The organism is Pantoea sp. SM3 (assembly GCF_000963995.1).
Taxonomy (GTDB): domain Bacteria; phylum Pseudomonadota; class Gammaproteobacteria; order Enterobacterales; family Enterobacteriaceae; genus Pantoea; species Pantoea rwandensis_B.
Genome location: NZ_JZRD01000016.1, coordinates 195725 through 218514, shown reverse-complemented (window position 1 = coordinate 218514; position 22790 = coordinate 195725). Strand labels below are relative to the sequence as shown.

Sequence of the window (22790 nt, the reverse complement as noted above, 5' to 3'; positions counted from 1 at the left end):
CTTCACTCCCTGCTGAGCCGTCTGCGTTGCCGCTTTGCCGTCTCAGTGGTGGCGCATTATAGGGAGTTATTCGGAGCTGACAAGGGTTTATTACAAAAAATTGACTGAGCGCTACTTTTTTAACCGAACAGGCTAAAAACAGACATTTCTCGATCAATAATCAGTCAAAAGCCCCCGTTAAGCGGCACAAATCAGCGTCACGTGTATAAGCACCAATGCTATTCTGTAAGTCCAACGCCGCTTTCTTTGTTGCAGACTGAACAATTATTAAAGAAGGACTTTCAATGATTCGCTCCGCGCGCAGTATGGCCGGCTTGCCCTGGATCGCCGCAATGGCGTTCTTCATGCAAGCCCTCGATGCCACCATCCTCAATACTGCGCTTCCTGCTATCGCCACCAGTCTCGACCGTTCCCCTCTTGCCATGCAATCTGCTGTGATCAGCTATACGCTCACTGTCGCCATGCTGATCCCGGTCAGCGGCTGGCTGGCCGATCGCTTCGGCACGCGCAAAGTCTTTATCGTGGCCGTTTCACTGTTTACGTTGGGGTCTTTAGCTTGTGCACTTTCGGGCTCACTGAGCATGCTGGTTATCTCGCGCATTATTCAGGGTGTTGGCGGCGCGATGATGATGCCGGTCGCGCGCCTGGCATTGTTGCGCGCTTATCCACGCAGTGAATTGCTGCCGGTACTTAACTTTGTGACCATGCCGGGATTAGTCGGACCGATTCTGGGGCCGATGCTCGGTGGCCTGCTGGTCACCTACGCCAGCTGGCACTGGATATTCCTGATCAACATTCCCATCGGCATCGCGGGCATCTTCTATGCACGTAAATATATGCCGGACTTCACCACGCCTAAGCGCCGCTTTGATTTTGGCGGCTTCATTCTGTTTGGCTTAGGTCTGGTGCTGATATCCGTCGGTATCGAACTATTCGGAGAGCGTATCGTGTCGCCGTGGCAGGCGGTGCTGGTGCTGTTAGCCGGTGTCGCGCTATTGCTTCTATATATAGTGCATGCACGCCGCCATCCTGCACCGCTGATCAACTTACCGATGTTTAAGACCCGAACCTTCTCGGTCGGCATCATTGGTAATATCGCGGCACGTCTGGGCACGGGTTGTATTCCGTTCCTGATGCCATTGATGTTACAGGTGGGCTTTGGTTATCCCGCGCTGATAGCGGGTTGCATGATGGGGCCAACGGCGATTGGCTCGCTGCTGGCCAAATCCACCGTGACACAAGTGCTACGTCGCTTCGGTTATCGTAAAACGCTGGTCGGTATCACCATCATCATCGGCATTCTTGTCGCCAGCTTCTCACTGCAGACACCGGGTGAAAGTGTATTGATGCTGTTAGCCGCACTGTTTGTATTAGGTATGGCGATGTCGACACAATTCACCGCGATGAATACCATCACCCTGGCCGATTTGAATGATGATAATGCCAGCGGTGGTAACAGCGTGCTGGCGGTAACGCAGCAGGTATCGATCAGCTTTGGCGTGGCCGTCAGTGCGGCGGTACTGCGTTTTTATCAGGATTTTGAGAGCACAACCGTGCAGCAATTCCACGCCACCTTCCTGACGATGGGCGTGATTACCGTGCTGTCCGCGTTTGCTTTCCTGATGTTGCGTCCCGGCGATGGCCGCAATCTGATCGCCAATCGTGAGAAAAAGAAGAAAACCGCTTAAACCGAACCCCGTTCCACCAACTCCGGCGTCAGTACCAGCGTTTGCTGACTGGCGTCGGGATCGCTCATACGGTGAATCAGCGTATCAATCGCCAGTTCACCCAATTCATCTTTAGGCTGATGGACAGTGCTGAGCGGCGGCGTGAGATAACGCGCCAGTTCGATATTGTCATAGCCCATCACCGCAATATCTTGCGGCACGCGTAAACCAGCCTGGAATAGCGCGTGATAAACGCCCACCGCCATCGCATCATTACTGGTGAAAACCGCTTCGGGTAGCAACTCAAGGGTCAGTAGCTGGTTCATCGCATTAAACCCACCCTGAAATTCGAAATCACCGTCGACCACATAGCCGGGCAACACCGGTAATCCACTGTTGCTCATCGCTTTATGGAAACCTTCCAGACGCAATCGCGCCGGAGTTTTATCCTGCGGACCGGCAATACAGGCAATACGCGTGTATCCGCGATCGATCAGATGCTGTGTTGCCAGTTCGCCGCCTAGCAGCGCATTATCCTGAATGATGTCGCCACGCCCTTCAAACGGCGCCCAGTCCATCATCACCATGGGTACGGACGGATAACGATTGAGGATCTCCGCAGAGGGAAGGTGCGTCTCGGTGCACATCATTAATAAGCCATCGACACGCTTTTGCATCAGCGTTTCGAGGCTACGATTCATGCGCTCTTCATCGCCTTCGGTATTGCACAGAATCAGGCTGTAGCCGCGCTCGTAGCAGCTATTTTCTACGCCGCGCACCACTTCTGAATAAAATGGGTTACTGCTGGCCGTCAGCAACATGCCAATAGTGCGGGTTTGGTTGATTTTCAGGCTGCGTGCCAGCGCGGAAGGCGCATAGTTCAGCTCACGGATTGCCTGATCCACTTTTTCCCGCACCTGTTCGCTCACAAAACGATTGTTATTGATGACGTGGGAAACGGTCGATGTTGAGACGCCCGCCAGGCGGGCGACATCTTTCATGGTCGCCAAAGGCTTAACCCTGTTGCTGCAGGAAGTTATCGATCTCAGTGCGCCACGGCACTGAGGGCTGCGCCCCCGGACGCGTCACCGCAATCGCGGCGGCGGCATGGGCAAAACGCACGGCATCATACATTGCGACACCTTCCAGACGCGCGGTAATAAAGGCACCGTTAAAAGTATCGCCTGCTGCGATGGTGTCGATAGCCTGCACGGTGAAGCCCGGAATACGCACGCCTGCGCCCTGCTCGCTCAACCACACACCACGACGACCTAAGGTAATCAAAACGGTAGAGATGCCTTTATCATGCAACGCCTGCGCCGCACGTGCCGCATCTTCATCACTTTTCACCGCGATGCCGGTCAGAATTTCGGCTTCGGTTTCGTTCGGTGTGATGATATCGATTAAGGCCAGCAGCTCATCAGACAAATGAGTGGCAGGCGCTGGATTCAGAATCACTTGCGTGGCATTGGCACGCGCAATCTTCGCTGCCGCCAACACGCTTTCCAGCGGCGATTCCAACTGCATCAGCAAGGCCTCAGCATCAGCAATCACTTGCTGATGGCGATCGACACAGGCTGGCGTCAGCGCCGCGTTAGCACCGGAATAGATGCCGATATTATTTTCACCTTCGCCATTCACGAAGATCATCGCCACGCCGGTGGCTTCGTCTGACACGATTTCTACCGGAGCAGTGTCAATACGGTCCTGCTGCAGCTGCTGGCGGATACGTTCGCCAATGTCATCTGCACCTACACAGGCAATAAAAGCGATATCCGCGCCAGCACGACCGGCCGCCACGGCCTGGTTAGCCCCTTTGCCACCAAAGGCAATCTGATACTGTTTGCCGATCACCGTTTCGCCCGGACGCGGAAAATGGGTGAGGTTCAGAATGTGGTCGGCATTGATGCTGCCAAGTACCGCCAGTTTTGCACTTGTGTTCATAGGGAGTGATCCAGAAAGTTGCGCCACCAGGACGGTGGCGCGTTGCCATGCTTTTCTTTGTTTTTTATTTGGTGACCAGCTTCAGGTCAACTGGATTAACCGACTGTACTTTTTCGCCTTTCAGCACTTTATCTGCAGTGTCCACACCAATCACGCCAATTTTATCAGGCATCTGCGCCACTGTGGCGGTCAGTTTACCGGCTTCTACCGCTTTCACACCGTCAGCGGTACCGTCAAAGCCCACCACCAGTACATCGGTTTTACCGGCAGTCTGCAGCGCACGCAGTGCGCCCAGCGCCATTTCGTCGTTCTGAGCAAATACAGCCTGTACATCCGGATGCGCCTGCAGCAGGTTCTGCATCACGTTCAGACCTTTAGTACGGTCGAAATCTGCTGGCTGGCTCGCCAGGATATTAAATTTGTGCGCATCAGCAGCCTGCTTGAAGCCTTCGCCACGCTCGCGCGCTGCGGAAGTCCCGGCAATACCCTGCAGCTCGATGATTTTTGCGCCATCGCCCAGTTTCTTCGCGATGAAGTCACCGGCCATTTTGCCGCCGAAGCGGTTGTCAGAAGCCACGTGGCTCACCACGGTGCCTTGTGCCGCCACGCGGTCCAAGGTGATCACCGGAATGTTGGCCTGGTTGGCCATCTTCACGGCGTTACCCACGGCATCAGAATCCGTTGGGTTAATCAGCATCAGCTTGGTGCCACGCACAGTCAGATCCTGTACGTTCGCCAGCTCTTTCGCCGGGTTATTCTGCGAATCCAGCACCACCAGGTTATAACCCAGTTTGTCGGCTTCTTTCTGTGCGCCATCTTTCAGAGACACAAAGAACGGATTATTCAGCGTTGATACAACCAGCGCAATGGTGTCCTTAGCCATCGCGCCAGCACTGAGGGTGGCGCCAAGGATGACGGCCAATGCAGTTAACTTTTTCATTTATAGAGTCCTGTGTGAAGGTCAGAGTTATTTGCTGCTTTTGTTATCCACCAGCACCGCCAGCAGAATGACAACGGCTTTAACAATCATTTGGTAGTAAGAAGATACGCCCATCAGATTCAGGCCGTTGTTCAGGAAACCCAGGATCAGCGCGCCAATCAGCGTGCCCATAATGCGACCTTTACCGCCCGCCAGGCTGGTTCCGCCTAAGACCACCGCCGCGATGGCATCCAGTTCATAACCGGTACCTGCCATCGGTTGCGCAGAGGAAAGCCGCGCCACTTCGATGGTGCCCGCCAGCGCTGCCAGCAGACCACACAGCGAATAGACGATGATTTTGACGCGGTTAACATTGATACCTGACAGACGTGTCGCCGCTTCATTGCCGCCTAACGCATAAATGTAACGACCGAGGCGCGTGTGATGCAGCATGTACCACGCCAGCGCGAACACCACTGCCATCAGCCACACCGGCGTTGGGATGCCCAGCGGACGGCCAATACCGAACCAGCCGAACAGATCGGCGTTATCACTGAAACCGGTGTTGATCGGGCTACCGTTGGTATACACCATGGTCACGCCGCGCAGCAGCAGCATCATCACCAGCGTGGCGATAAACGCCTGTACCTTGCCGCGCGCCACAATCACGCCGGTAATACCGCCAATCGCCGCACCCAGCGCCAGCGAAGCCGCTACTGCCACCAGCGCATTCACTTCCAAACCGACAATTGAAGCGGCGACTGCACCGGTGAGCGCCAGCAGCGATCCCACCGACAGATCAATACCCGAAGTCAGAATCACCAGCGTCATGCCGACGGCCATAATGGCGTTAACCGAGGTCTGCTGCAGGATGTTGAACATGTTGGCAACGGTGAAGAAGTTCGGGCTTTGGCTCGCCACCACGGCAATCAGCACGATCAGCGCAATCAGCGATTTCTGCTCCAGCAGCCAGGCTTTGCTAAACCAGCGACGGCTGGCGGGTAAGGTTTGGGTGCTCATACAACTAACTCCTCGCTGTGTTGCTTACCGACTGCCGCCGCCATCAGGGATTCCTGGGTAGCCTGCTCACGGGAAAATTCGCCACTCAGATGGGCTTCATGCATCACCAGGATGCGATCGCTCATGCCCAGCACTTCCGGCATTTCCGAAGACACCAAAATGATGCTCAGCCCTTCGGCTTTAAACTGGTTAATTAACTGATAAATCTCTTTTTTCGCACCCACGTCCACGCCACGCGTCGGCTCATCCAGAATCAATACGTTCGGGCGCGTCATTAATCCGCGCGCAATCGCCACTTTCTGCTGATTACCGCCCGACAGCAGGCCAATCGGCTGCTCCATTGAAGGGGTTTTAACGTTGAACAAACGGATGAAGTCACCGACGGCTAACTGCTCTTCGCTGTGTTTGAGATTACCGGTGGCATGGCTGAAGTAACGCAATGCGGTCAGCGACATGTTCTCTTTCACTGACATGCCGAGCACCAGGCCATCGCGCTTACGGTCTTCGGAGATGTAAACAATGCCGTTGGCGAGGCCATCCTGAGGTGATCGGGTGATGATTTCGCGGCCATTAAGTGTCACCGTGCCTTTGCTGCGCGGCAGTGCGCCGTACAGCACTTTCATCAATTCGGTGCGTCCCGCGCCCATCAAACCGGAAATACCAAGGATTTCCCCTTTGCGCAGAGTAAAGCTGACGTTATCCACGCCCGGCCCGCTGAGATTTTCAACAGTTAAACGAATATCGCCTGGCGCCTGATCGATATGCGGATATTGATCTTCCAGCTTACGGCCCACCATCATCTCGATCAGACTCTCTTCGCTGAGATCGCTCACCGCGCGCTCGGCAATAAATTGCCCGTCACGAAACACGGTGACGTCATCGCAAATCTCGAAGATCTCTTTCATGCGGTGAGAGATATAAACAATGCCGCAGCCCTGCGCTTTCAGTTCATTGATCACGCGGAACAGCGACAGGGTTTCGGTATCGGTCAGCGCATCGGTCGGTTCATCCATAATGATGACCTTCGACTCGAAGCTAAGCACTTTGGCGATCTCAACCATCTGCTGATCGCCAATCGATAAATCGCCCACCAGCTTATGGCTGTTGAAGCGCAGGTTCAGACGATGTAATAAGGCATCCGCCTCGGCGTACATCCGGTTCCATTCGATGCGGCCAAAGCGGTTAACAAATTCGCGACCGAGGAAAATATTCTCCGCAACGGTCAATTGCGGAATCAGGTTAAGTTCCTGATGAATAATGCCAATGCCCGCTTCCTGCGACGCTTTCGGTCCAGAAAAAGCCACATCCTTGCCCAGCCACTGCAGTGAGCCCGCATCCATGCTGTAAATGCCGGTTAGCACTTTCATCATGGTGGATTTCCCCGCGCCGTTTTCACCCACCAGCGCCATCACGCGCCCCGGATAAACAGCCAGTGAAGCGCCATTCAGCGCTTTTACGCCGGGAAACGACTTTTCAATCCCTTTGAGTTGCAATAACGGTTGCATAACGACCTCAGAAGGTTACGCCAGCGCTCAGGATGACATTCGCATACGGAGAACACTCTCCGCTGCGAATGACCGCCTGACTACGCTGCGTTTCTTGTTTGAACTGTTCATGGCTGGTGTAACGGATGGTGATGACATTCCCCTGGTGCCGTTGCAAGGCATCGAGCACGGCGAGCAGTGCGCTGTGGAGTTGCGGATTGTGTTGCTTGATCTCCTCCGCCATCAGGGCGCTTTCGACTTGCATCTCCTGAGTGACAACATCAACCACCTGTAAAAATTCGGGCGTTCCCGGCGTCAACGCCAGATCGATTCGCTGTGGTCCGGCCGGAATCGGCAAGCCCGCATCCGCAATCGTCAGCGTATCGGTGTGCCCCAGGCGGGCAATCACATGAGAGAGTTCAGCGTTTAACAAGCGACCTTTTTTCATTTCTTCCACTCCACAGCGAAACGTTTCGCTGAGCGGGAGTGTATTAAATGTGCGCGGCAACTCAATGACGTCATCACGGAAATGTGATCGCCATCGAAACGTTTCGCTTGTGCCGGGGATAATTTGAGTTTGGGGGATGCGAGCCGCCTGAGCGGCTCTGAAGAGTGTTATGGCAGCTTGCGGACCTGCTTAACGTCCAGCTCGATGGAATTAAAGTCTTTATCCAGCTCTCCGGTCAGTTCAACCTGATCCTTCGGCGTGATGGTCTGTCCATGCCAACGCTTATGGTCGATTTCCACTTTCATGTTGCCACTGCTGTCGCGGAACAGATAATCCTCATCACCGATTTGCTTATCCAGATAACCGCGCACAGTAATCCAGCTATCATCCTTCATCTCTTCTGCCTGCTTCACCGTCACGACACTGGTGTTATCCGCCTGGAAGCCACCTGCATGAACCTGAGCCTTTGGCGCATTCGGGTCAACAAAGCCACCCTGTTGTGCGGCCAGAACCGGCGTGGAGGCCAACATCACAATTGCGATTAGCGCTGCACTCTTTTTCATTTTTCACCTCTGTTCCATGAATGTGTGGGATACGGAGGCTATTACAGCATAGGGTTCTTAACAGGATCTTAAGGGGTAAAAAAACACGAAAAATAGCCAATCTGCGGCGATTGACGCTGTACAAGCCGATTTTTGCTTCGTATAACGACTCTTGCACTTAAGGAGAAACGCATGCGCATATTATTGATCGAGGACGACACGCTGATTGGCGATGGCCTGAAAGTCGGGCTAACGAAACTCGGCTTCAGCGTTGACTGGTTCGTGTCAGGCGAAGCGGGATTTCAGGCTCTATCGGCCGCACCGTGGGATGCCGTGGTACTGGATCTTTCGCTGCCCGGGCGCGATGGGCTGGAGATCCTGCTTCAATGGCGTGAGCAGGGCGCAGATGTACCCGTGCTGATCCTCACCGCACGCGATGCGCTCGATCAGCGCGTACAAGGATTACAGTCAGGCGCTGACGACTATTTGTGTAAGCCCTTCGCGCTCGCTGAAGTCGCCGCGCGTTTACAGGCGCTGATTCGCCGCCGTCATGGACAACTACAGCCCGAGTTGAAACACGGCAAGGTGGTGATGTCGCCTGGCAGCCACAGCGTCTGGATTGATGGTGAAGCCATCAGCCTGAAGAGCCGGGAGCTGGCGCTGCTGGAGCTGTTTATGCGCAATCCGGGTCGCGTGCTAACCCGCAGCCAGCTGGAGGAAAAACTCTACAACTGGGATGACGATGTCTCCAGCAACGCAGTAGAAGTGCATATTCATCATCTGCGCAAAAAGCTCGGCACCGCGTTTATTCGTACCGTGCACGGCGTGGGTTATACCCTCGGTGCGGCAGAATGAGTCTGTTTCTACGACTCGCCATCGGCTTTGTGCTGCTGATTGTGCTGTGCGGCGGAGTGGCCAGTTACAGTGCCTGGCATCAGACCCGCGACACCGTTAATGAGCTATTCGATACCCAGCAAATGCTGTTTGCCAAACGCCTGCTGTCACTCGATCCCACCAGCTTGCACGCCGCCTCACTGCCAAGAACCAAATCCATTTTGCGCCATCACCGCGGCGATCAGGATGATGATGCACTGGCGTTTGCCATTTTCCGTGCGGACGGCCAGCCATTGCTTAACGATGGCGAGAACGGGCGCGATATGCAGTTTGATGATAAGCGTGACGGTTTTCGCGAGGGTCGTCTGCGCGGCGACGATGACAGTTGGCGGCTGCTTTGGCTGACTTCTGCTGATAAACAATATCGCGTGGTAGTGGGACAGGAGTGGGAATACCGCGACGATATGACGCGCGATCTGGCACTGGCGAGTTTGATGCCGTGGCTTTACGCCATGCCCTTTATGCTGCTGATGCTGCTGGCATTGGTGTGGTTCGAATTGCGCCCGCTGAAGGGCCTGACCGCATCACTCCGGTTGCGAGCACCCGATGACGCCACACCGCTCGATGAAGCACGCTTGCCCAAAGAGGTGCAGCCGTTGGTGGCGGCATTAAACGGGCTGTTTCACCGTATGGCGCAACTCGTGCAGCGCGAGCGCCGTTTTACCTCCGATGCGGCGCACGAACTGCGTAGCCCGTTAGCGGCACTGCGCGTGCAGAGTGAAGTGATTCAGCTGGCGGATGATGACGAAGCAATGCGCAAACGGGCATTGCAGCTGCTTGATTGCGGCATCCAGCGCGCCACCCGGCTGGTGGATCAGCTTTTAACGCTTTCAAGAGTAGAAGCAGACGATCTGCGCAGCGAATTCCAGCCAGTGCCACTGGCACCGCTGCTGCAAAATTTGCTGGTGGAACATTTCCCGCAGGCGGAAGCGCAGAAAATGGATCTACAACTGCATGCACAGGCCGAACCGGTGATGAACGGTCATCCTCTGCTGTTGAATTTGCTGATGCGTAACCTGCTGGATAACGCGCTGCGCTATGCGCCACCGGGCAGTCAGATTCAGTTCACGTTAAATGCGCGAAATGTTGTTCTTGAGGATAACGGAGTGGGTGTTAGCGATGAACAGCTTGCTCGTTTAGGTGAACGTTTCTGGCGACCACCGGGGCAGACGCAAACGGGCAGCGGTTTAGGAATATCGATTGTGAAAAACATTGCGCAACTGCACGGCATTCGCATCGCATTCAGCCATGTGCAGCCTCAAGGCTTGCGCGTCACCTTAAGCTGGTGACGCGCTTAATTCTTAAATCTCGACTTGCGTGCCCAGCTCGATCACGCGATTAGGCGGGATTTCAAACTGATCCGGCGCACGCAGCGCATTGCGTTGCAGCGCAAGGAACAGTTTGCCGCGCAGACGCAGATACCACGGGCGATCGCCAATAATCAGCGATTCATGGGACATAAAGAATGAGGTTTCCATCATGCGGCAGTTGAGACCTTCCAGCCCGCAGCGGTGGAAAATTTCTTCCACGTTCGGGGTTTCACGCCAGCCGTAACTCGCCACCACGCGCCAGAAGGTGGGCGATAGCTGTTCGATGGTAACGCGACGCACGTTATGCACGTAAGGCGCATCCTCAGTACGTAGCGTCAGCAGTACCACACGCTCATGCAGCACTTTGTTGTGCTTGAGATTATGCAGCATGGCAAAGGGGATCACGTTCAGGGCACGCGACATATAGACTGCGGTGCCCGGCACGCGCACCGGCGGAGATTTCTCCAGCGAGGCGATCATCGCTTCAAGCGAATTGCCGTGCTCATGCATACGACGCAACAGGCGGAAGCGCTCGCTTTTCCAGGTGGTCATGACGATAAACATCATCAGCGCCAGGGTCAGCGGCAGCCAACCGCCGGAGAACACTTTGACCAGGTTTGCCGAGAACAAGGACACGTCAATACACAGCATGCCAATCAGAATCAGCACCACCAGATAACGGTTCCAGTGCCAGTTCTGAATTGCCACCGTGGAGCAGAGAATCGCGGTCAGTACCATGGTGCCGGTTACCGCGATGCCGTAAGCCGCCGCCAGGTTACTGGAGTGCTCAAAGCCGACAATCACGATCACCACGGAGAAGTAGAGCAACCAGTTGATCACCGGAATGTAAATCTGCCCCGATTCTTCTTCCGAGGTGTGCACAATGCGCATCGGCGGGAGATAGCCTAAACGCACCGCCTGACGCGTTAAGGAGAACACACCAGAGATCACCGCCTGCGAGGCGATAACCGTGGCCAGCGTCGCCAGAATCAGCATGGGAATCAGCATCCAGTCTGGCGCCAGCAGGAAGAAGGGGTTTTTGATCGCTTCGGGATGTTTAAGCAGCAGCGCGCCCTGACCAAAGTAGTTCAGTACAAGCGAGGGCAGCACCACGATAAACCAGGCGAGGCGAATCGGGAATTTGCCGAAGTGGCCCATATCCGCATACAGCGCTTCCACACCGGTAATAGCCAATACCACCGCGCCGAGCGCGAAGAACGACACCGTTTTGTACTGGATAAAGAAGTGCAGCGCCCAGTAAGGATTCATGGCATGCAGCACATCAGGGTTACTGATGATGCTACGCGCGCCCAGCACAGCCAGAATGATAAACCACACCAGCATCACCGGCGCGAACAGCTTACCCACGATGCCGGTACCATGCTTCTGGATCACAAACAGCAGCGTCAGCACTGCAATCGCAAGCGGAACGATATACGCATCCAGGCTCGGTGCCGCAATCTCCAGCCCTTCAATCGCCGACAATACCGAGACAGCGGGCGTGATCACCACTTCACCATAGAAGAAGCTGCCACCAATCAGCCCCATGATGACAAGAATCGCCGTCGCGCGTGCACCGATATTGCGCCCGGCCAGTGACATCAAGGTCAGGATCCCGCCTTCACCGGCGTTATCGGCACGCATCACGTAACTGATGTACTTCAGTGACACCACTAAAATCAGCAGCCAGAAGATCAGCGAGAGAAAGCCAAATACCGCTTCGCGTTCTACGCCAAAGCCGAACTGACCGGAGAGACATTCACGTAAAGTATAGAGCGGGCTGGTACCGATATCGCCATACACTACGCCAATCGCGGCGAGTGTGACTGCGCCAAGGGACTGCTTCTTATCCGAGCTCATAAGTTGTCTTTTGTTGGAGCCGATGAGGCACTTGCCTACCGCTCAGGCCATCAAAAAGCGCACAGTATGCACATATTCCCAAAAAAACCTACTCTTACAACATGTCATCATGACGTCAGCGAGGCGGTTTTTCGCCGAAATTAGGCGCCAAAAACCGCCTGAAGCAGCGAGTTCTCTCGCCTCAACCTTCTGAAACAAAAAAGCTGACGGCTATCAACGCAATCAAGCATGATAACCAGTAGAGTATTGCGCTCGCCAGAATATGACGGCTCCAGGATCAGAAGGACAATGATGTGATTATGGCTCAACCCCATCTTTTGGCAGAAAGAATTTCTCGCCTGAGTAACGCCCTGGAGAAAGGGCTGTATGAACGGCATCATGCGATCCGCCTGTGCTTATTAGCTGCACTGAGTGGCGAGAGCGTATTTTTGCTGGGGCCGCCCGGCATTGCCAAGAGCCTGATAGCCCGCCGCCTGAAATACGCCTTCCAACACGCCCGCGCCTTTGAATACCTGATGACCCGTTTTTCCACCCCTGAAGAAGTGTTTGGCCCGCTGTCGATTCAGGCGTTAAAAGATGAAGGTCGTTATCAGCGATTAACCAAAGGCTATCTGCCGGATGCCGAAATCGTCTTCCTTGATGAAATCTGGAAAGCCGGCCCGGCGATTTTGAACACCTTACTCACCGCCATCAACGAACGCCGCTTTCGCAATGGCGACAGCGAAGAAAAGATTCCGATGCGCCTGCTGGTGACCGCTTCCAACGAATTGCCAGAAGCCGATAGCGGGCTGGAAGCCTTGTATGATCGCATGTTGATTCGCCTATGGCTGGATAACGTGCATGAGAAGCAGAACTTCCGCAGCATGCTCACCCACCAGCAAGATGAAAACGATAATCCGGTGACGGAAGCACTGCGCATCAGTGATGAAGAGTATCACCAGTGGCAGAAAGGCATCAGCCAGGTGAGTTTGCCCGATCATGTGTTTGAACTGATTTATCAGCTGCGCCAGCAGCTGGAAACGCTGCCTGACGCGCCTTACATCTCCGATCGTCGCTGGAAAAAAGCCATACACCTGCTGCAAGCCAGCGCCTTTTACAGCGGTCGCGTGACCATTGCGCCCATCGATATCATCTTGTTGAAAGATTGCCTGTGGCACGACGTCGCCTCGATGAAGCTGTTAGATCGTGAAATCGATGTGCTGATGACGCAACACGCCTGGCAGCAGCAGCCACTGCTGCATAAGCTGCAGCAAATCAAAGCCCGTCGTCTGGCACTGCAACAGCAGCAGAGCGTGGCGCAAGCGCTGACTTTGGAAAAACACAGCGGCATGTTTAGCCGCAAACCGCATTACGAACTGCCTGCTGCCATCACCGACGAACAACTAACTTTGATGCTGCAACAGCCGCTGACGTTGCACGATATGCAGGTGACGCATGTGCTGATTGGCCATGAGGCGCTTAATCAGTGGTTGCTGAAAGGCGGTGAAATCCGCGGAAAGTTGAACGGTATCGGTTTTGGCCAGACGCTCGATCTGCTGGTGGACGCGCATCATTGCCTGACGCTGCGCGATGTCAGCCTGCAATCCACGCGCTTAACCCTTCCCGGAGCCAGTAGCAGCAGCGACATGCCGCAGGAAATTCTGGATGAGTATGATGCGCTGGATACCCAGTTGCGCGCCCAGCGCACGCTGTTCAGCCAGCATCAGCGCTGCCTGTTTATCAGCGATGACTGGCTGGCACGTATTGAAACCAGCCTGCAGGACGTGGCGGAACAGCTGAAACAGGCGCGTAAATGATCTCACTGGAGACGCTGAGCACGCTGTTGTCGATTGGCGAAACGGAGTTAATCGAAGAATTGATTCTGGCCCTGCTCGCGTCGCCACAGCTGGCGCTGTTCTTTGAAAAATTTCCGCGCATGAAACAAGCGTTAATGCGCGATTTACCTCGCTGGCGTACCGAGATCGCGGAACAGATGAAAACCACCCCGGTGCCGGAAGCGCTGGCGCAGGAGTTTCAGCTGTTTCAGCAAATGCAATTGATCAGCACGCAGGATTTCAGCCACCAGCTTCCCCACATCATGTCGCAGCTAAAAGGCCTGCCGTCGCCATTTCTCGAAGAAGCCAGCAAACTGCTGCTGCACAACGAAACAGAACAACTGAGCAATGCCCAGCACACACTGTTTTTGCAACGCTGGCGACTCAGCCTGACGCTGCAAACGCTCACGCTCAACGAAACCCTTCTTGATGAGCAGCGCGAACGTCTGATGGCCGAGCTGCAGCAACGGATGGCAATCAGTGGCCAGCTGGCGCCAATCCTTACCGACGATGATGAAGCCGCAGCCGGACGTTTGTGGGATATGAGCAAAGCGTCACTTCAGCACGGTGATTATGAGCTGATTGTGCAATATGGCGATTTCCTCGCACAGCAGCCGGAATTAATGAAACTGGCGCAGCAGTTGGGCCGCAGCCGCGAAGCCAAATCGGTGCCGTCGCAGGATGCACCGCTGGAAGCATTCCACCAACTGGTGCGCGAGCCCGATCATGTGCCGGAAGAGGTCAGCGGCATTCATCAGAGCGATGACGTACTGCGTCTGTTGCCGCCGGAGCTGGCGGCGTTGAGCATCAGTGAGCTGGAGCTGGAGTTTTATCGCCGTCTGGTGGAAAAGCACCTGCTGACTTACCAGTTACAAGGCGATGCGTGGCACGAGAAAGTCACACTGCGCCCGGTCAGCCATCAGCAGCATGAAGAGCAACCGCGCGGGCCATTTATCGTCTGCGTCGATACCTCGGGTTCAATGGGAGGATTCAACGAACGCTGCGCCAAAGCCTTCTGCCTTGCGCTGTTAAAGGTGGCATTAGCCGATAAACGTCGTTGCTACATCATGTTGTTCGCCCACGAAGTGATTGGTTACGAACTGACTGCCGATAGCGGTATCGAACAGGCTATCCGTTTCCTTAGCCAGCGTTTTCGCGGCGGCACCGATCTGGCTGCTTGTCTTGCTGCGGTGGTTAAACGTATGGAAGGGAGTATCTGGGATGAGGCCGATGCAGTGATCGTCTCGGACTTCATCGCCCAGCGGTTGCCGGATGACACCATCAATGCCATCAAGCAACGTCAACGCCAGCATCAACAACGTTTCCACGCGGTGGCGATGTCGCTCCACGGCAAACCTGGCATTTTGCGTATCTTCGATCATATCTGGCGCTTCGACACCGGCCTGAAAAGCCGCCTGCTGCGCCGCTGGAAACGCTAATTCATCTGACAGAAATGCTTATTTGCTATAGTGAATAGTTCGCACACTGAGCATCTGGAGCATCTTGTGAACACCGCCCAACTTCCTGCACCGACCCGCACTTTGCAGCTCTCCGGCCAGAACGCCGAACAAAAACGGAGCGAGCTGCTGGCGTATTTCACCCAAACCTGGGAGCTGTACGAAAGCCTGTTTGATTGCCTTGCCGACGAACGCGCGTATTTCAACAAAGCGATCTCGTTGCGCCATCCGCTGATCTTCTACTTTGGCCACACCGCTACGTTCTACATGAATAAGCTAATGGCAGGCCGCTATCTGGATGATCGCGTGGACGATCGTATCGAAGCGATGATGGCAATCGGCGTGGATGAGATGAGCTGGGACGATCTCAACGACAGCCATTACGCCTGGCCGACGGTCGAAGAGGTGCGCGACTACCGCGGCAAAGTCAAAAATCTGGTCAGTGAGTTTATCCGTACGATGCCACTGGAACTGCCGATCACCTGGGAAAGCCCGGCGTGGGTGGTATTGATGGGCATTGAACATGAGCGTATCCATCTGGAAACCTCCAGCGTGCTGATCCGCCAGCTACCGATCGAATGGGTAAAACCGCAAGCGCATTGGCCGGTTTGTCCGCAGACGCGCCACGATCGCGCATCGGTTCCGGATAACTCGCTGATTGCGATGCCTGGCGGTCGCGTTCAGCAAGGCAAAACGGATGACACTTACGGCTGGGACAATGAATACGGCAATCAGGTAACTGAACTCAAACCGTTTAAGGCCAGTAAAATGCTGGTCAGCAATGCCGAGTTCTATCGCTTTATCGCCGCTAACGGTTATCAGGATCAGCGCTGGTGGGATGATGAGGGCTGGGGCTGGCGTGAATTTTCTGGCGCGCAAATGCCCACCTTCTGGGTCGGCGAGATTACGCAACCCGATCAGCTGAAACTGCGCTTAATGGCTGAAGAAGTCGCTCTGCCGTGGGACTGGCCAGCGGAAGTGAATCAGCTTGAAGCCGCCGCGTTTTGTCGCTGGCTGGCGGAAGAGACGGGCAAATCTATTCAACTCCCTTGTGAAGCCGAATGGATGCAGTTACGCGAGCAGGTGAGCGGCGATCAGCCCGACTGGATCGACGCGCCCGGCAATATCAATCTGGCCTATTGGGCTTCATCCAGTCCGGTGGATCGCTTTGCGCAGGGCGAGTTTTTCGACATTGTTGGCAACGTCTGGCAGTGGACCACGACGCCGACCAACGGCTTCGAAGGTTTCAAAGTCCATCCGCTGTATGACGATTTCTCGACGCCGACCTTTGATGGCAAACACGCGCTGATCAAAGGCGGCAGCTGGATTTCCACTGGCAACGAGGCGTTGAAATCGGCTCGTTATGCCTTCCGCCGTCATTTCTTCCAGCACGCCGGTTTCCGCTATGTGGTCTCCTCACATAAAGAGACCATGGCACTCAATCCGTATGAAACGGACAGCATGGTGTCGCAGTATCTCGATTTCCAGTACGGACCGGGCTACTACAACGTGCCGAATTACGCCGTGGCGCTGGTGGAAAAACTGCTGCCGCACTGCAAACAACGTGGGGTGGCACTGGATCTCGGCTGCGCTACCGGCCGTGCCAGTTTTGAACTGGCACGCCATTTCGCAACGGTCACTGGCATGGATTATTCCGCGCGCTTTATTGATGTAGCGCTGCAGCTGACCTCCGGAGAGGACTTCCGCTATGTGGTCCCGGAAGAGGGCGAGCTGGTGGAATATCGGCAGGTGCGCCTGAAGGACGTCAATATTAGTGACGAGCAAACGGCGCGCATTCAGTTTGTGCAGGGCGACGCCTGTAATCTTAAACCGCAGCCGGATCGTTACGATCTGGTGTTGGCTTCAAATCTGATCGATCGTCTGCGTCAGCCAAAACGTTTCCTGCAGGACGTCATCCCAATGATCCGCTCTGGCGGGCTTTTGGTGCTTTCATCGCCTTATACCTGGCTGGAGGAATTCACGCCGAAGGAGAACTGGCTGGGCGGCGTGCGTGAGAACGGTGAAGCTTTGACGACCTATCAGGCATTGCAGCGTTTGCTGCGTGATGCCTTTGAAGAAGTGGTGCCGCCACAGGATGTGCCATTTGTGATCCGCGAGACGGCGCGCAAGTATCAACATACCGAAGCGCAGCTCACAATCTGGCGTAAGCGATAAAAAAAGCGTGCAGACTGCGGCTACCACGCGGTCTGCACCTTGCCTGTACTGCTAATTTGCTGCACATTCTCCACTGTTCATAGAAGAAGAACTTAAAGAGGATGGATGATGGCAGAACAACTGCAACTGGATAACCTTGATCGCGGCATTCTCAATGCGCTGCTGGAAAACGCGCGCACCGCATATGCCGAGCTGGCCAAACAGTTCAATGTCAGCCCCGGCACCATTCACGTACGCGTAGAAAAAATGCGCCAGGCAGGCATTATCCTGGGCACTCGCGTAGAAATCGATCCTCGTCAGTTGGGTTTTGATGTGTGCTGTTTTATCGGCATCATTCTGAAAAGCGCCCGCGATTATCCCGCAGCACTCAGCAAGCTGGAGGCGTTGGATGAAGTGGTAGAAGCCTGGTACACCACCGGCCACTACAGCATCTTTATTAAGGTGATGTGCCGATCCATCGATGCACTGCAGCAGGTGTTGATCAATAAGATCCAGACCATAGACGAAATCCAGTCCACCGAAACCCTGATCTCGTTGCAAAACCCGATCATGCGTACCATCAAGCCGTAATTCCCTCTCTTTCCTGTGCACAACCTTTTCCCAGGCGGATCACTTGTGTGATGCGCCTTGTCGCCTGATGCTTTCTGTTATTAACCCTGTTTTCCACAGGTGGATCACGGCTTGATCACAGCGTACAATGCTCGCCTTTAGTGCGGGAGAACATCATGGCCGATATTACCTTAATCAGTGGCAGTACCCTTGGCAGCGCCGAATATGTCGCTGAACATCTGGAAGCAAAACTGCAGGAAGCGGGCTTTTCAACCGAGGTGCTGCACGGGCCAGAGCTGGATGAACTGCCTCAGGATGGGATCTGGCTGATTGTGACGTCCACGCACGGTGCGGGCGAACTGCCTGACAATTTGCTTCCTTTATATGAAGCATTGCAGGAGACGCAGCCGGACCTTTCTGCCGTACGTTATGGCGCAGTGGGTATCGGTAACCATGAATACGACCTTTTCTGCGGGGCCATTAAGCTGCTGGAAGAGCAACTCAACCAATTAGGCGCCAAACGTATTGGCGATCGCCTGGAGATCGATGTTCTCGAGCATGAGATTCCTGAAGATCCGGCTGAAGTGTGGGTTGAGACCTGGAAAACGCAGATTTAAGACGATCCAGCATGGTGGGGGATCGGGAAAAGTGGACGATCCCCAGTTTATTTCGCTGTTTTATTGTTTTTTTTACGCCGTTCTCTGTGGATAACATAGCCTCAATCTTGCGTATAACCGGTAGTTATCCCAATAACAACCCATGCTGCTTTTTTCAGCTGTGCATAAGTGGCCATTTAGATCCCAACTTATACGGATCAGGATCACCGATCATTCACAGCAAACGATCCTCTCTAATCCTCTGTTAATACTTTGCTTTTCCGGGTTATCAACAGACCAGGGCGATCCTAATAAGAGATCTAACAGAGAGATCATATAAAAGAATAAAGATCCTTTCTTTTAAACCGCAGGATCCCGCGGCTTTCGCAGTCGACAGAATTTCAGTAGAATCCACCGCCCAGGGCAACGATCCCTGTCCGAACATTAACGAGGACCCACTTCATGTTTTATCCAGATCCTTTTGACGTCATCGTAATCGGTGGTGGTCATGCGGGCACAGAAGCCGCGATGGCCGCTGCCCGAATGGGTCAGCAAACGCTGTTACTCACCCATAACATTGATACGCTTGGACAAATGTCCTGCAACCCGGCGATTGGTGGCATTGGGAAAGGACACCTGGTGAAGGAAGTGGATGCCTTAGGCGGTTTGATGGCGACGGCAATTGACCAGGCCGGTATTCAGTTTAGGATACTAAACGCGAGCAAAGGTCCTGCCGTGCGGGCAACCCGCGCTCAGGCAGACCGCGTGCTCTATCGCCAGGCGGTACGTACGGCGTTGGAGAACCAGCCGAACCTGATGATCTTCCAGCAGGCCGTTGACGATCTGATTGTGGAGAACGATCGCGTCGTCGGTGCTGTCACGCAGATGGGCCTGAAATTCCGTGCCAAAAGTGTAGTGCTGACGGTTGGGACATTCCTCGATGGCAAAATCCATATTGGTCTGGATAACTACAGCGGTGGCCGTGCAGGCGATCCGCCATCCATTCCACTGGCGAAACGTCTGCGTGCTTTGCCGCTGCGCGTAAATCGTCTGAAAACCGGTACGCCGCCGCGTATTGACGCACGCACCATCGATTTTTCGGTGCTGACACCGCAGCATGGCGATACGCCAATGCCGGTGTTCTCGTTCATGGGCAATGTTTCACAGCACCCGCAACAAGTGCCGTGCTGGATCACCCATACCAACGAACAAACGCACGATGTGATCCGCAATAACCTTGATCGCAGCCCAATGTATGCCGGGATCATCGAAGGGATCGGACCACGTTACTGCCCATCGATCGAAGACAAAGTGATGCGCTTTGCCGATCGTAATGCGCATCAGATCTTCCTTGAACCGGAAGGGCTCACCAGCAACGAGATCTACCCGAACGGTATCTCCACCAGCTTGCCATTTGATGTGCAGATGCAGATCGTCCGCTCAATGAAAGGTCTGGAGAACGCGAAGATTGTGCGCCCAGGCTATGCCATCGAGTACGATTTCTTCGATCCGCGCGATCTGAAGCCGACGCTGGAAAGTAAATTTATCCACGGCCTGTTCTTTGCCGGACAGATCAACGGTACCACCGGTTATGAAGAAGCTGCGGCGCAGGGCTTGCTGGCCGGTTTGAACGCTGCACGTGCCTCAGCAGACAAAGAGGGCTGGGCGCCACGTCGCGATCAGGCTTATCTCGGTGTGCTGGTTGACGATCTCTGCACGCTCGGCACCAAAGAGCCGTACCGCATGTTTACCTCGCGCGCGGAATATCGTTTGATGCTGCGTGAAGACAACGCCGATCTGCGTCTGACAGAAAAAGGCCGCGAGTTGGGTCTGGTCGATGATGCTCGTTGGGCGCGTTATAACCAGAAGCTGGAATTGATTGAGCAAGAGCGCCAGCGTCTGCGCGATCTGTGGGTACATCCGAAATCAGACAATGTGGGTGAAGTGAATAGCGTAATCAGTGCGCCACTGACGAAAGAAGCCAGCGGTGAAGATCTATTGCGTCGCCCGGAAATGACCTACGAGCTGCTGATGACGTTACCGAGTTATGGCCCGGCATTATCTGACGAGCAATCTGCAGAGCAGGTTGAGATTCAGGTGAAGTATGAAGGGTACATTGCACGCCAGCAGGAAGAAATTGACCGCCAGCAACGCAACGAAAACACCTTGCTGCCTGGCGATCTCGACTATCGTCAGGTTAATGGCTTGTCCAATGAAGTGATCGCCAAACTCAATGATCACAAACCTACCTCCATTGGGCAGGCCTCGCGTATTTCAGGTATTACACCAGCAGCGATCTCCATTTTGCTGATTTACCTGAAAAAACAGGGCCTGCTGCGTAAAAGTGCCTGATCGACCCTGGGGCGAGGTCACTCGCCCCCGTTTATGGAACGTTCCTTGTGATTTACAAACTCTCCCAGCTGCTCGATGCGGCAAATATTTCTCTTACCGATCAACAAAAACAGCAGCTCGTCGGCTATGTAGAATTGCTGCATAAGTGGAACAAGGCGTACAACCTGACATCGGTGCGCGATCCGCAGCAGATGCTGGTGCGCCATATTCTCGACAGCGTGGTCGTCGAACCGCATTTGCAAGGCGAGCGCTTTATTGATGTGGGCACCGGGCCGGGTCTGCCAGGGATTCCGTTAGCCATTGTCCGTCCACAGGCGCATTTCACGCTACTGGATAGCCTGGGAAAACGCATCCGTTTCCTGCGTCAGGTGCAACATGAGTTAGGGCTCACTAACATCACCCCGGTACAAAGTCGTGTGGAAGAGTTCCCTGCAGAGCCACCGTTTGATGGCGTTATCAGCCGTGCCTTTGCTTCGCTGGAAGACATGCTGAACTGGTGCCATCATTTGCCGGGCACCTCAGGCCGCTTCTACGCACTGAAGGGGGTGCGTCCGGATGATGAAATTTCAGCCTTGCCTGCGGGCTTTGTGGTGGAGAAGATTGAATCTCTGCATGTGCCAGAACTGGATGGTGAACGTCATTTAGTGGTGCTGTCTCGCCAATAGCCATAAAGAAGGTGCGGATTTAACACCCGCCGCACCTTTAGTCAGTGAAAACGTCCTGAATAAAAAAACAGCAGTTGAACACTTTTAGTCTAAAGCTTTTATTCGGCAGGGCAGGGTGAGACGGTTAACAAGCGCCACGGAAATTATCCGAAAAGCTCTGTTACATTTAACGAACATTTCACATTTCATTATCACTTAGATCACTTTATTGGCTGTATTTACCTGCGCAAATAGTCACGTCAGAAAATATAACTCTGCAATAAATCGGCGTGCGTAATATCAGTTTTACGTTTTTATAGCGATGTACGATGTCAATAGAGTGTTTTTATCGAAAATCATGAGTTGAAGCCGGGTGGATAATTCTATCCTGATGATAAAAAACAGCTTTCATCACTTTTGAAATCTTAAAATTCATGCTTAAAACAAATTCATTCGCCAGCCTATTGCCTATAATGTGATCTGTAGCACGCTTTAAAAGCAAGCCAACAAGGCAATTTCAGCGATTTAGCTGAGTCATAGTGGAAGGTGATGTTTTGAAAAATAGCCCTCCAGAAAGAAATTTAAATAATTGTTCACCTTTTCGCTACTTACCGATTGAAATCGCAGGTGGCGCCCGTATAATTTGCACGGCTTTTGCTGCTTGACTCAAATGAGTAAAGGCAGTCTTATACGACACGCGACATACCCCGTTCGGGGCAGGAGAGTTCAACGCCATGTCAGTGTCTCTTTACAGTGTAAAATTAGCCCGGACCGTGCTGGTGATCCAGCTGGTGACGTTTGTCATCATCGGTGCACTCTTTACTCTGAAAGATGTTATCTGGGGCGCCTCCGCCATCGCGGGTGGAGCGGCAGCCTGGCTGCCGAATGTGTTGTTTATGTTTTTAGCCTGGCGCCTGCAGGATCAAACGCCTGCCAAAGGTCGTGTGGCCTGGAGCTTCGCCCTCGGTGAAGTGTTGAAGGTCTTCACGACAGTCATTCTTCTCATGGTGGCGTTAGGTGTGTTTGGAGCGGTCTTCTGGCCTCTCGCAATCACTTGGTTATCGGTGCTGGTGGTGCAGATCGTCGCGCCGGCTGTAATTAACAACAAAGGGTAA

19 protein-coding genes are annotated in these 22790 nt (G+C 54.1%); 11 read left to right on the top strand and 8 right to left on the bottom strand.

Features of this window, described 5'->3' with window-relative positions; genetic code table 11:
• The first annotated feature begins 284 nt into the window (after positions 1–284).
• The gene (mdtD, locus tag VI01_RS10765; protein WP_045815101.1) at positions 285–1688 is read left to right on the top strand and encodes a multidrug transporter subunit MdtD; all 1404 of its coding nucleotides are present in this window, start codon (positions 285–287) and stop codon (positions 1686–1688) included.
• Here mdtD and rbsR read toward each other — a convergent pair.
• The 7 genes from rbsR to VI01_RS10730 all read right to left on the bottom strand — a co-directional run bounded on the left by rbsR (position 1685) and on the right by VI01_RS10730 (position 8045).
• Positions 1685–2668, bottom strand: coding sequence for a ribose operon transcriptional repressor RbsR (gene rbsR, locus VI01_RS10760; protein ID WP_045815107.1), 984 nt, complete (start codon positions 2666–2668; stop codon positions 1685–1687). The two genes, mdtD and rbsR, sit on opposite strands and share 4 nt — an antisense overlap.
• A gap of 13 nt (positions 2669–2681) precedes the next feature.
• The gene (gene rbsK / locus VI01_RS10755) at positions 2682–3611 is read right to left on the bottom strand and encodes a ribokinase (protein ID WP_045815100.1); all 930 of its coding nucleotides are present in this window, start codon (positions 3609–3611) and stop codon (positions 2682–2684) included.
• Positions 3612–3675: 64 nt separating this feature from the next.
• Complete coding sequence (rbsB, locus tag VI01_RS10750; protein WP_034830075.1) at positions 3676–4551, bottom strand: ribose ABC transporter substrate-binding protein RbsB; 876 nt, start codon at positions 4549–4551, stop codon at positions 3676–3678.
• A 27-nt stretch (positions 4552–4578) separates the two neighbouring features.
• Positions 4579–5550 (bottom strand): ribose ABC transporter permease, encoded by a 972-nt coding sequence (rbsC, locus tag VI01_RS10745; RefSeq protein ID WP_045815099.1) that lies wholly within the window; start codon positions 5548–5550, stop codon positions 4579–4581.
• The gene (gene rbsA / locus VI01_RS10740) at positions 5547–7055 is read right to left on the bottom strand and encodes a ribose ABC transporter ATP-binding protein RbsA (RefSeq protein ID WP_045815098.1); all 1509 of its coding nucleotides are present in this window, start codon (positions 7053–7055) and stop codon (positions 5547–5549) included. The genes rbsC and rbsA overlap by 4 nt, the downstream gene beginning before the upstream one ends.
• A 7-nt stretch (positions 7056–7062) precedes the next feature.
• Positions 7063–7482, bottom strand: a complete 420-nt coding sequence (gene rbsD / locus VI01_RS10735; protein WP_038643989.1) for a D-ribose pyranase — start codon at positions 7480–7482, stop codon at positions 7063–7065.
• Positions 7483–7649: 167 nt separating this feature from the next.
• A complete protein-coding gene (locus VI01_RS10730; RefSeq protein WP_038643988.1) occupies positions 7650–8045 on the bottom strand; it encodes a YgiW/YdeI family stress tolerance OB fold protein in 396 nt (131 codons plus the stop codon).
• Positions 8046–8216: 171 nt separating this feature from the next.
• Here VI01_RS10730 and qseB point away from each other — a divergent pair, with 171 nt between their 5' ends.
• Both qseB and qseC read left to right on the top strand, forming a co-directional pair.
• Complete coding sequence (gene qseB / locus VI01_RS10725) at positions 8217–8879, top strand: quorum sensing response regulator transcription factor QseB (protein WP_045815097.1); 663 nt, start codon at positions 8217–8219, stop codon at positions 8877–8879.
• On the top strand, positions 8876–10207 hold the full coding sequence (gene qseC, locus VI01_RS10720) for a quorum sensing histidine kinase QseC (RefSeq protein WP_045815096.1): 1332 nt from the start codon (positions 8876–8878) through the stop codon (positions 10205–10207). The genes qseB and qseC overlap by 4 nt, the downstream gene beginning before the upstream one ends.
• A 12-nt stretch (positions 10208–10219) precedes the next feature.
• Here the strand turns inward: qseC and kup are convergent, their stop codons facing one another.
• Positions 10220–12088, bottom strand: a complete 1869-nt coding sequence (gene kup, locus VI01_RS10715) for a low affinity potassium transporter Kup (RefSeq protein WP_045815095.1) — start codon at positions 12086–12088, stop codon at positions 10220–10222.
• A 299-nt stretch (positions 12089–12387) separates the two neighbouring features.
• Between kup and ravA the strand changes: the two genes are divergently transcribed.
• From ravA to atpI, 8 genes are all read left to right on the top strand, one after another.
• Positions 12388–13884: an ATPase RavA gene (ravA, locus tag VI01_RS10710; RefSeq protein WP_045815094.1), complete on the top strand. Its 1497-nt coding sequence runs from the start codon at positions 12388–12390 to the stop codon at positions 13882–13884.
• The gene (gene viaA, locus VI01_RS10705; protein ID WP_045815093.1) at positions 13881–15341 is read left to right on the top strand and encodes an ATPase RavA stimulator ViaA; all 1461 of its coding nucleotides are present in this window, start codon (positions 13881–13883) and stop codon (positions 15339–15341) included. The genes ravA and viaA overlap by 4 nt, the downstream gene beginning before the upstream one ends.
• Before the next feature lie 66 nt (positions 15342–15407).
• On the top strand, positions 15408–17534 hold the full coding sequence (gene ovoA / locus VI01_RS10700; RefSeq protein WP_045815092.1) for a 5-histidylcysteine sulfoxide synthase: 2127 nt from the start codon (positions 15408–15410) through the stop codon (positions 17532–17534).
• 108 nt (positions 17535–17642) lie between these two features.
• A complete protein-coding gene (gene asnC / locus VI01_RS10695; RefSeq protein ID WP_034830053.1) occupies positions 17643–18104 on the top strand; it encodes a transcriptional regulator AsnC in 462 nt (153 codons plus the stop codon).
• 155 nt (positions 18105–18259) lie between these two features.
• The gene (mioC, locus tag VI01_RS10690) at positions 18260–18700 is read left to right on the top strand and encodes an FMN-binding protein MioC (RefSeq protein WP_038643978.1); all 441 of its coding nucleotides are present in this window, start codon (positions 18260–18262) and stop codon (positions 18698–18700) included.
• Between the two features lie 441 nt (positions 18701–19141).
• Positions 19142–21031, top strand: a complete 1890-nt coding sequence (mnmG, locus tag VI01_RS10685) for a tRNA uridine-5-carboxymethylaminomethyl(34) synthesis enzyme MnmG (RefSeq protein ID WP_038643977.1) — start codon at positions 19142–19144, stop codon at positions 21029–21031.
• 47 nt (positions 21032–21078) lie between these two features.
• Positions 21079–21696, top strand: coding sequence for a 16S rRNA (guanine(527)-N(7))-methyltransferase RsmG (gene rsmG / locus VI01_RS10680; RefSeq protein ID WP_045815091.1), 618 nt, complete (start codon positions 21079–21081; stop codon positions 21694–21696).
• 713 nt (positions 21697–22409) lie between these two features.
• A complete protein-coding gene (gene atpI, locus VI01_RS10675) occupies positions 22410–22790 on the top strand; it encodes a F0F1 ATP synthase subunit I (RefSeq protein ID WP_034830047.1) in 381 nt (126 codons plus the stop codon).

Excerpts from the sequence above, each read along its gene's own strand:
- mdtD (WP_045815101.1), top strand. The coding sequence starts at position 285 with ATGATTCGCTCCGCGCGCAGTATGGCCGGCTTGCCCTGGATCGCCGCA.
- rbsR (WP_045815107.1), bottom strand. The coding sequence starts at position 2,668 with ATGAAAGATGTCGCCCGCCTGGCGGGCGTCTCAACATCGACCGTTTCC.
- rbsK (WP_045815100.1), bottom strand. The coding sequence starts at position 3,611 with ATGAACACAAGTGCAAAACTGGCGGTACTTGGCAGCATCAATGCCGAC.
- rbsB (WP_034830075.1), bottom strand. The coding sequence starts at position 4,551 with ATGAAAAAGTTAACTGCATTGGCCGTCATCCTTGGCGCCACCCTCAGT.
- rbsC (WP_045815099.1), bottom strand. The coding sequence starts at position 5,550 with ATGAGCACCCAAACCTTACCCGCCAGCCGTCGCTGGTTTAGCAAAGCC.
- rbsA (WP_045815098.1), bottom strand. The coding sequence starts at position 7,055 with ATGCAACCGTTATTGCAACTCAAAGGGATTGAAAAGTCGTTTCCCGGC.
- rbsD (WP_038643989.1), bottom strand. The coding sequence starts at position 7,482 with ATGAAAAAAGGTCGCTTGTTAAACGCTGAACTCTCTCATGTGATTGCC.
- VI01_RS10730 (WP_038643988.1), bottom strand. The coding sequence starts at position 8,045 with ATGAAAAAGAGTGCAGCGCTAATCGCAATTGTGATGTTGGCCTCCACG.
- qseB (WP_045815097.1), top strand. The coding sequence starts at position 8,217 with ATGCGCATATTATTGATCGAGGACGACACGCTGATTGGCGATGGCCTG.
- qseC (WP_045815096.1), top strand. The coding sequence starts at position 8,876 with ATGAGTCTGTTTCTACGACTCGCCATCGGCTTTGTGCTGCTGATTGTG.
- kup (WP_045815095.1), bottom strand. The coding sequence starts at position 12,088 with ATGAGCTCGGATAAGAAGCAGTCCCTTGGCGCAGTCACACTCGCCGCG.
- ravA (WP_045815094.1), top strand. The coding sequence starts at position 12,388 with ATGGCTCAACCCCATCTTTTGGCAGAAAGAATTTCTCGCCTGAGTAAC.
- viaA (WP_045815093.1), top strand. The coding sequence starts at position 13,881 with ATGATCTCACTGGAGACGCTGAGCACGCTGTTGTCGATTGGCGAAACG.
- asnC (WP_034830053.1), top strand. The coding sequence starts at position 17,643 with ATGGCAGAACAACTGCAACTGGATAACCTTGATCGCGGCATTCTCAAT.
- mioC (WP_038643978.1), top strand. The coding sequence starts at position 18,260 with ATGGCCGATATTACCTTAATCAGTGGCAGTACCCTTGGCAGCGCCGAA.
- mnmG (WP_038643977.1), top strand. The coding sequence starts at position 19,142 with ATGTTTTATCCAGATCCTTTTGACGTCATCGTAATCGGTGGTGGTCAT.
- atpI (WP_034830047.1), top strand. The coding sequence starts at position 22,410 with ATGTCAGTGTCTCTTTACAGTGTAAAATTAGCCCGGACCGTGCTGGTG.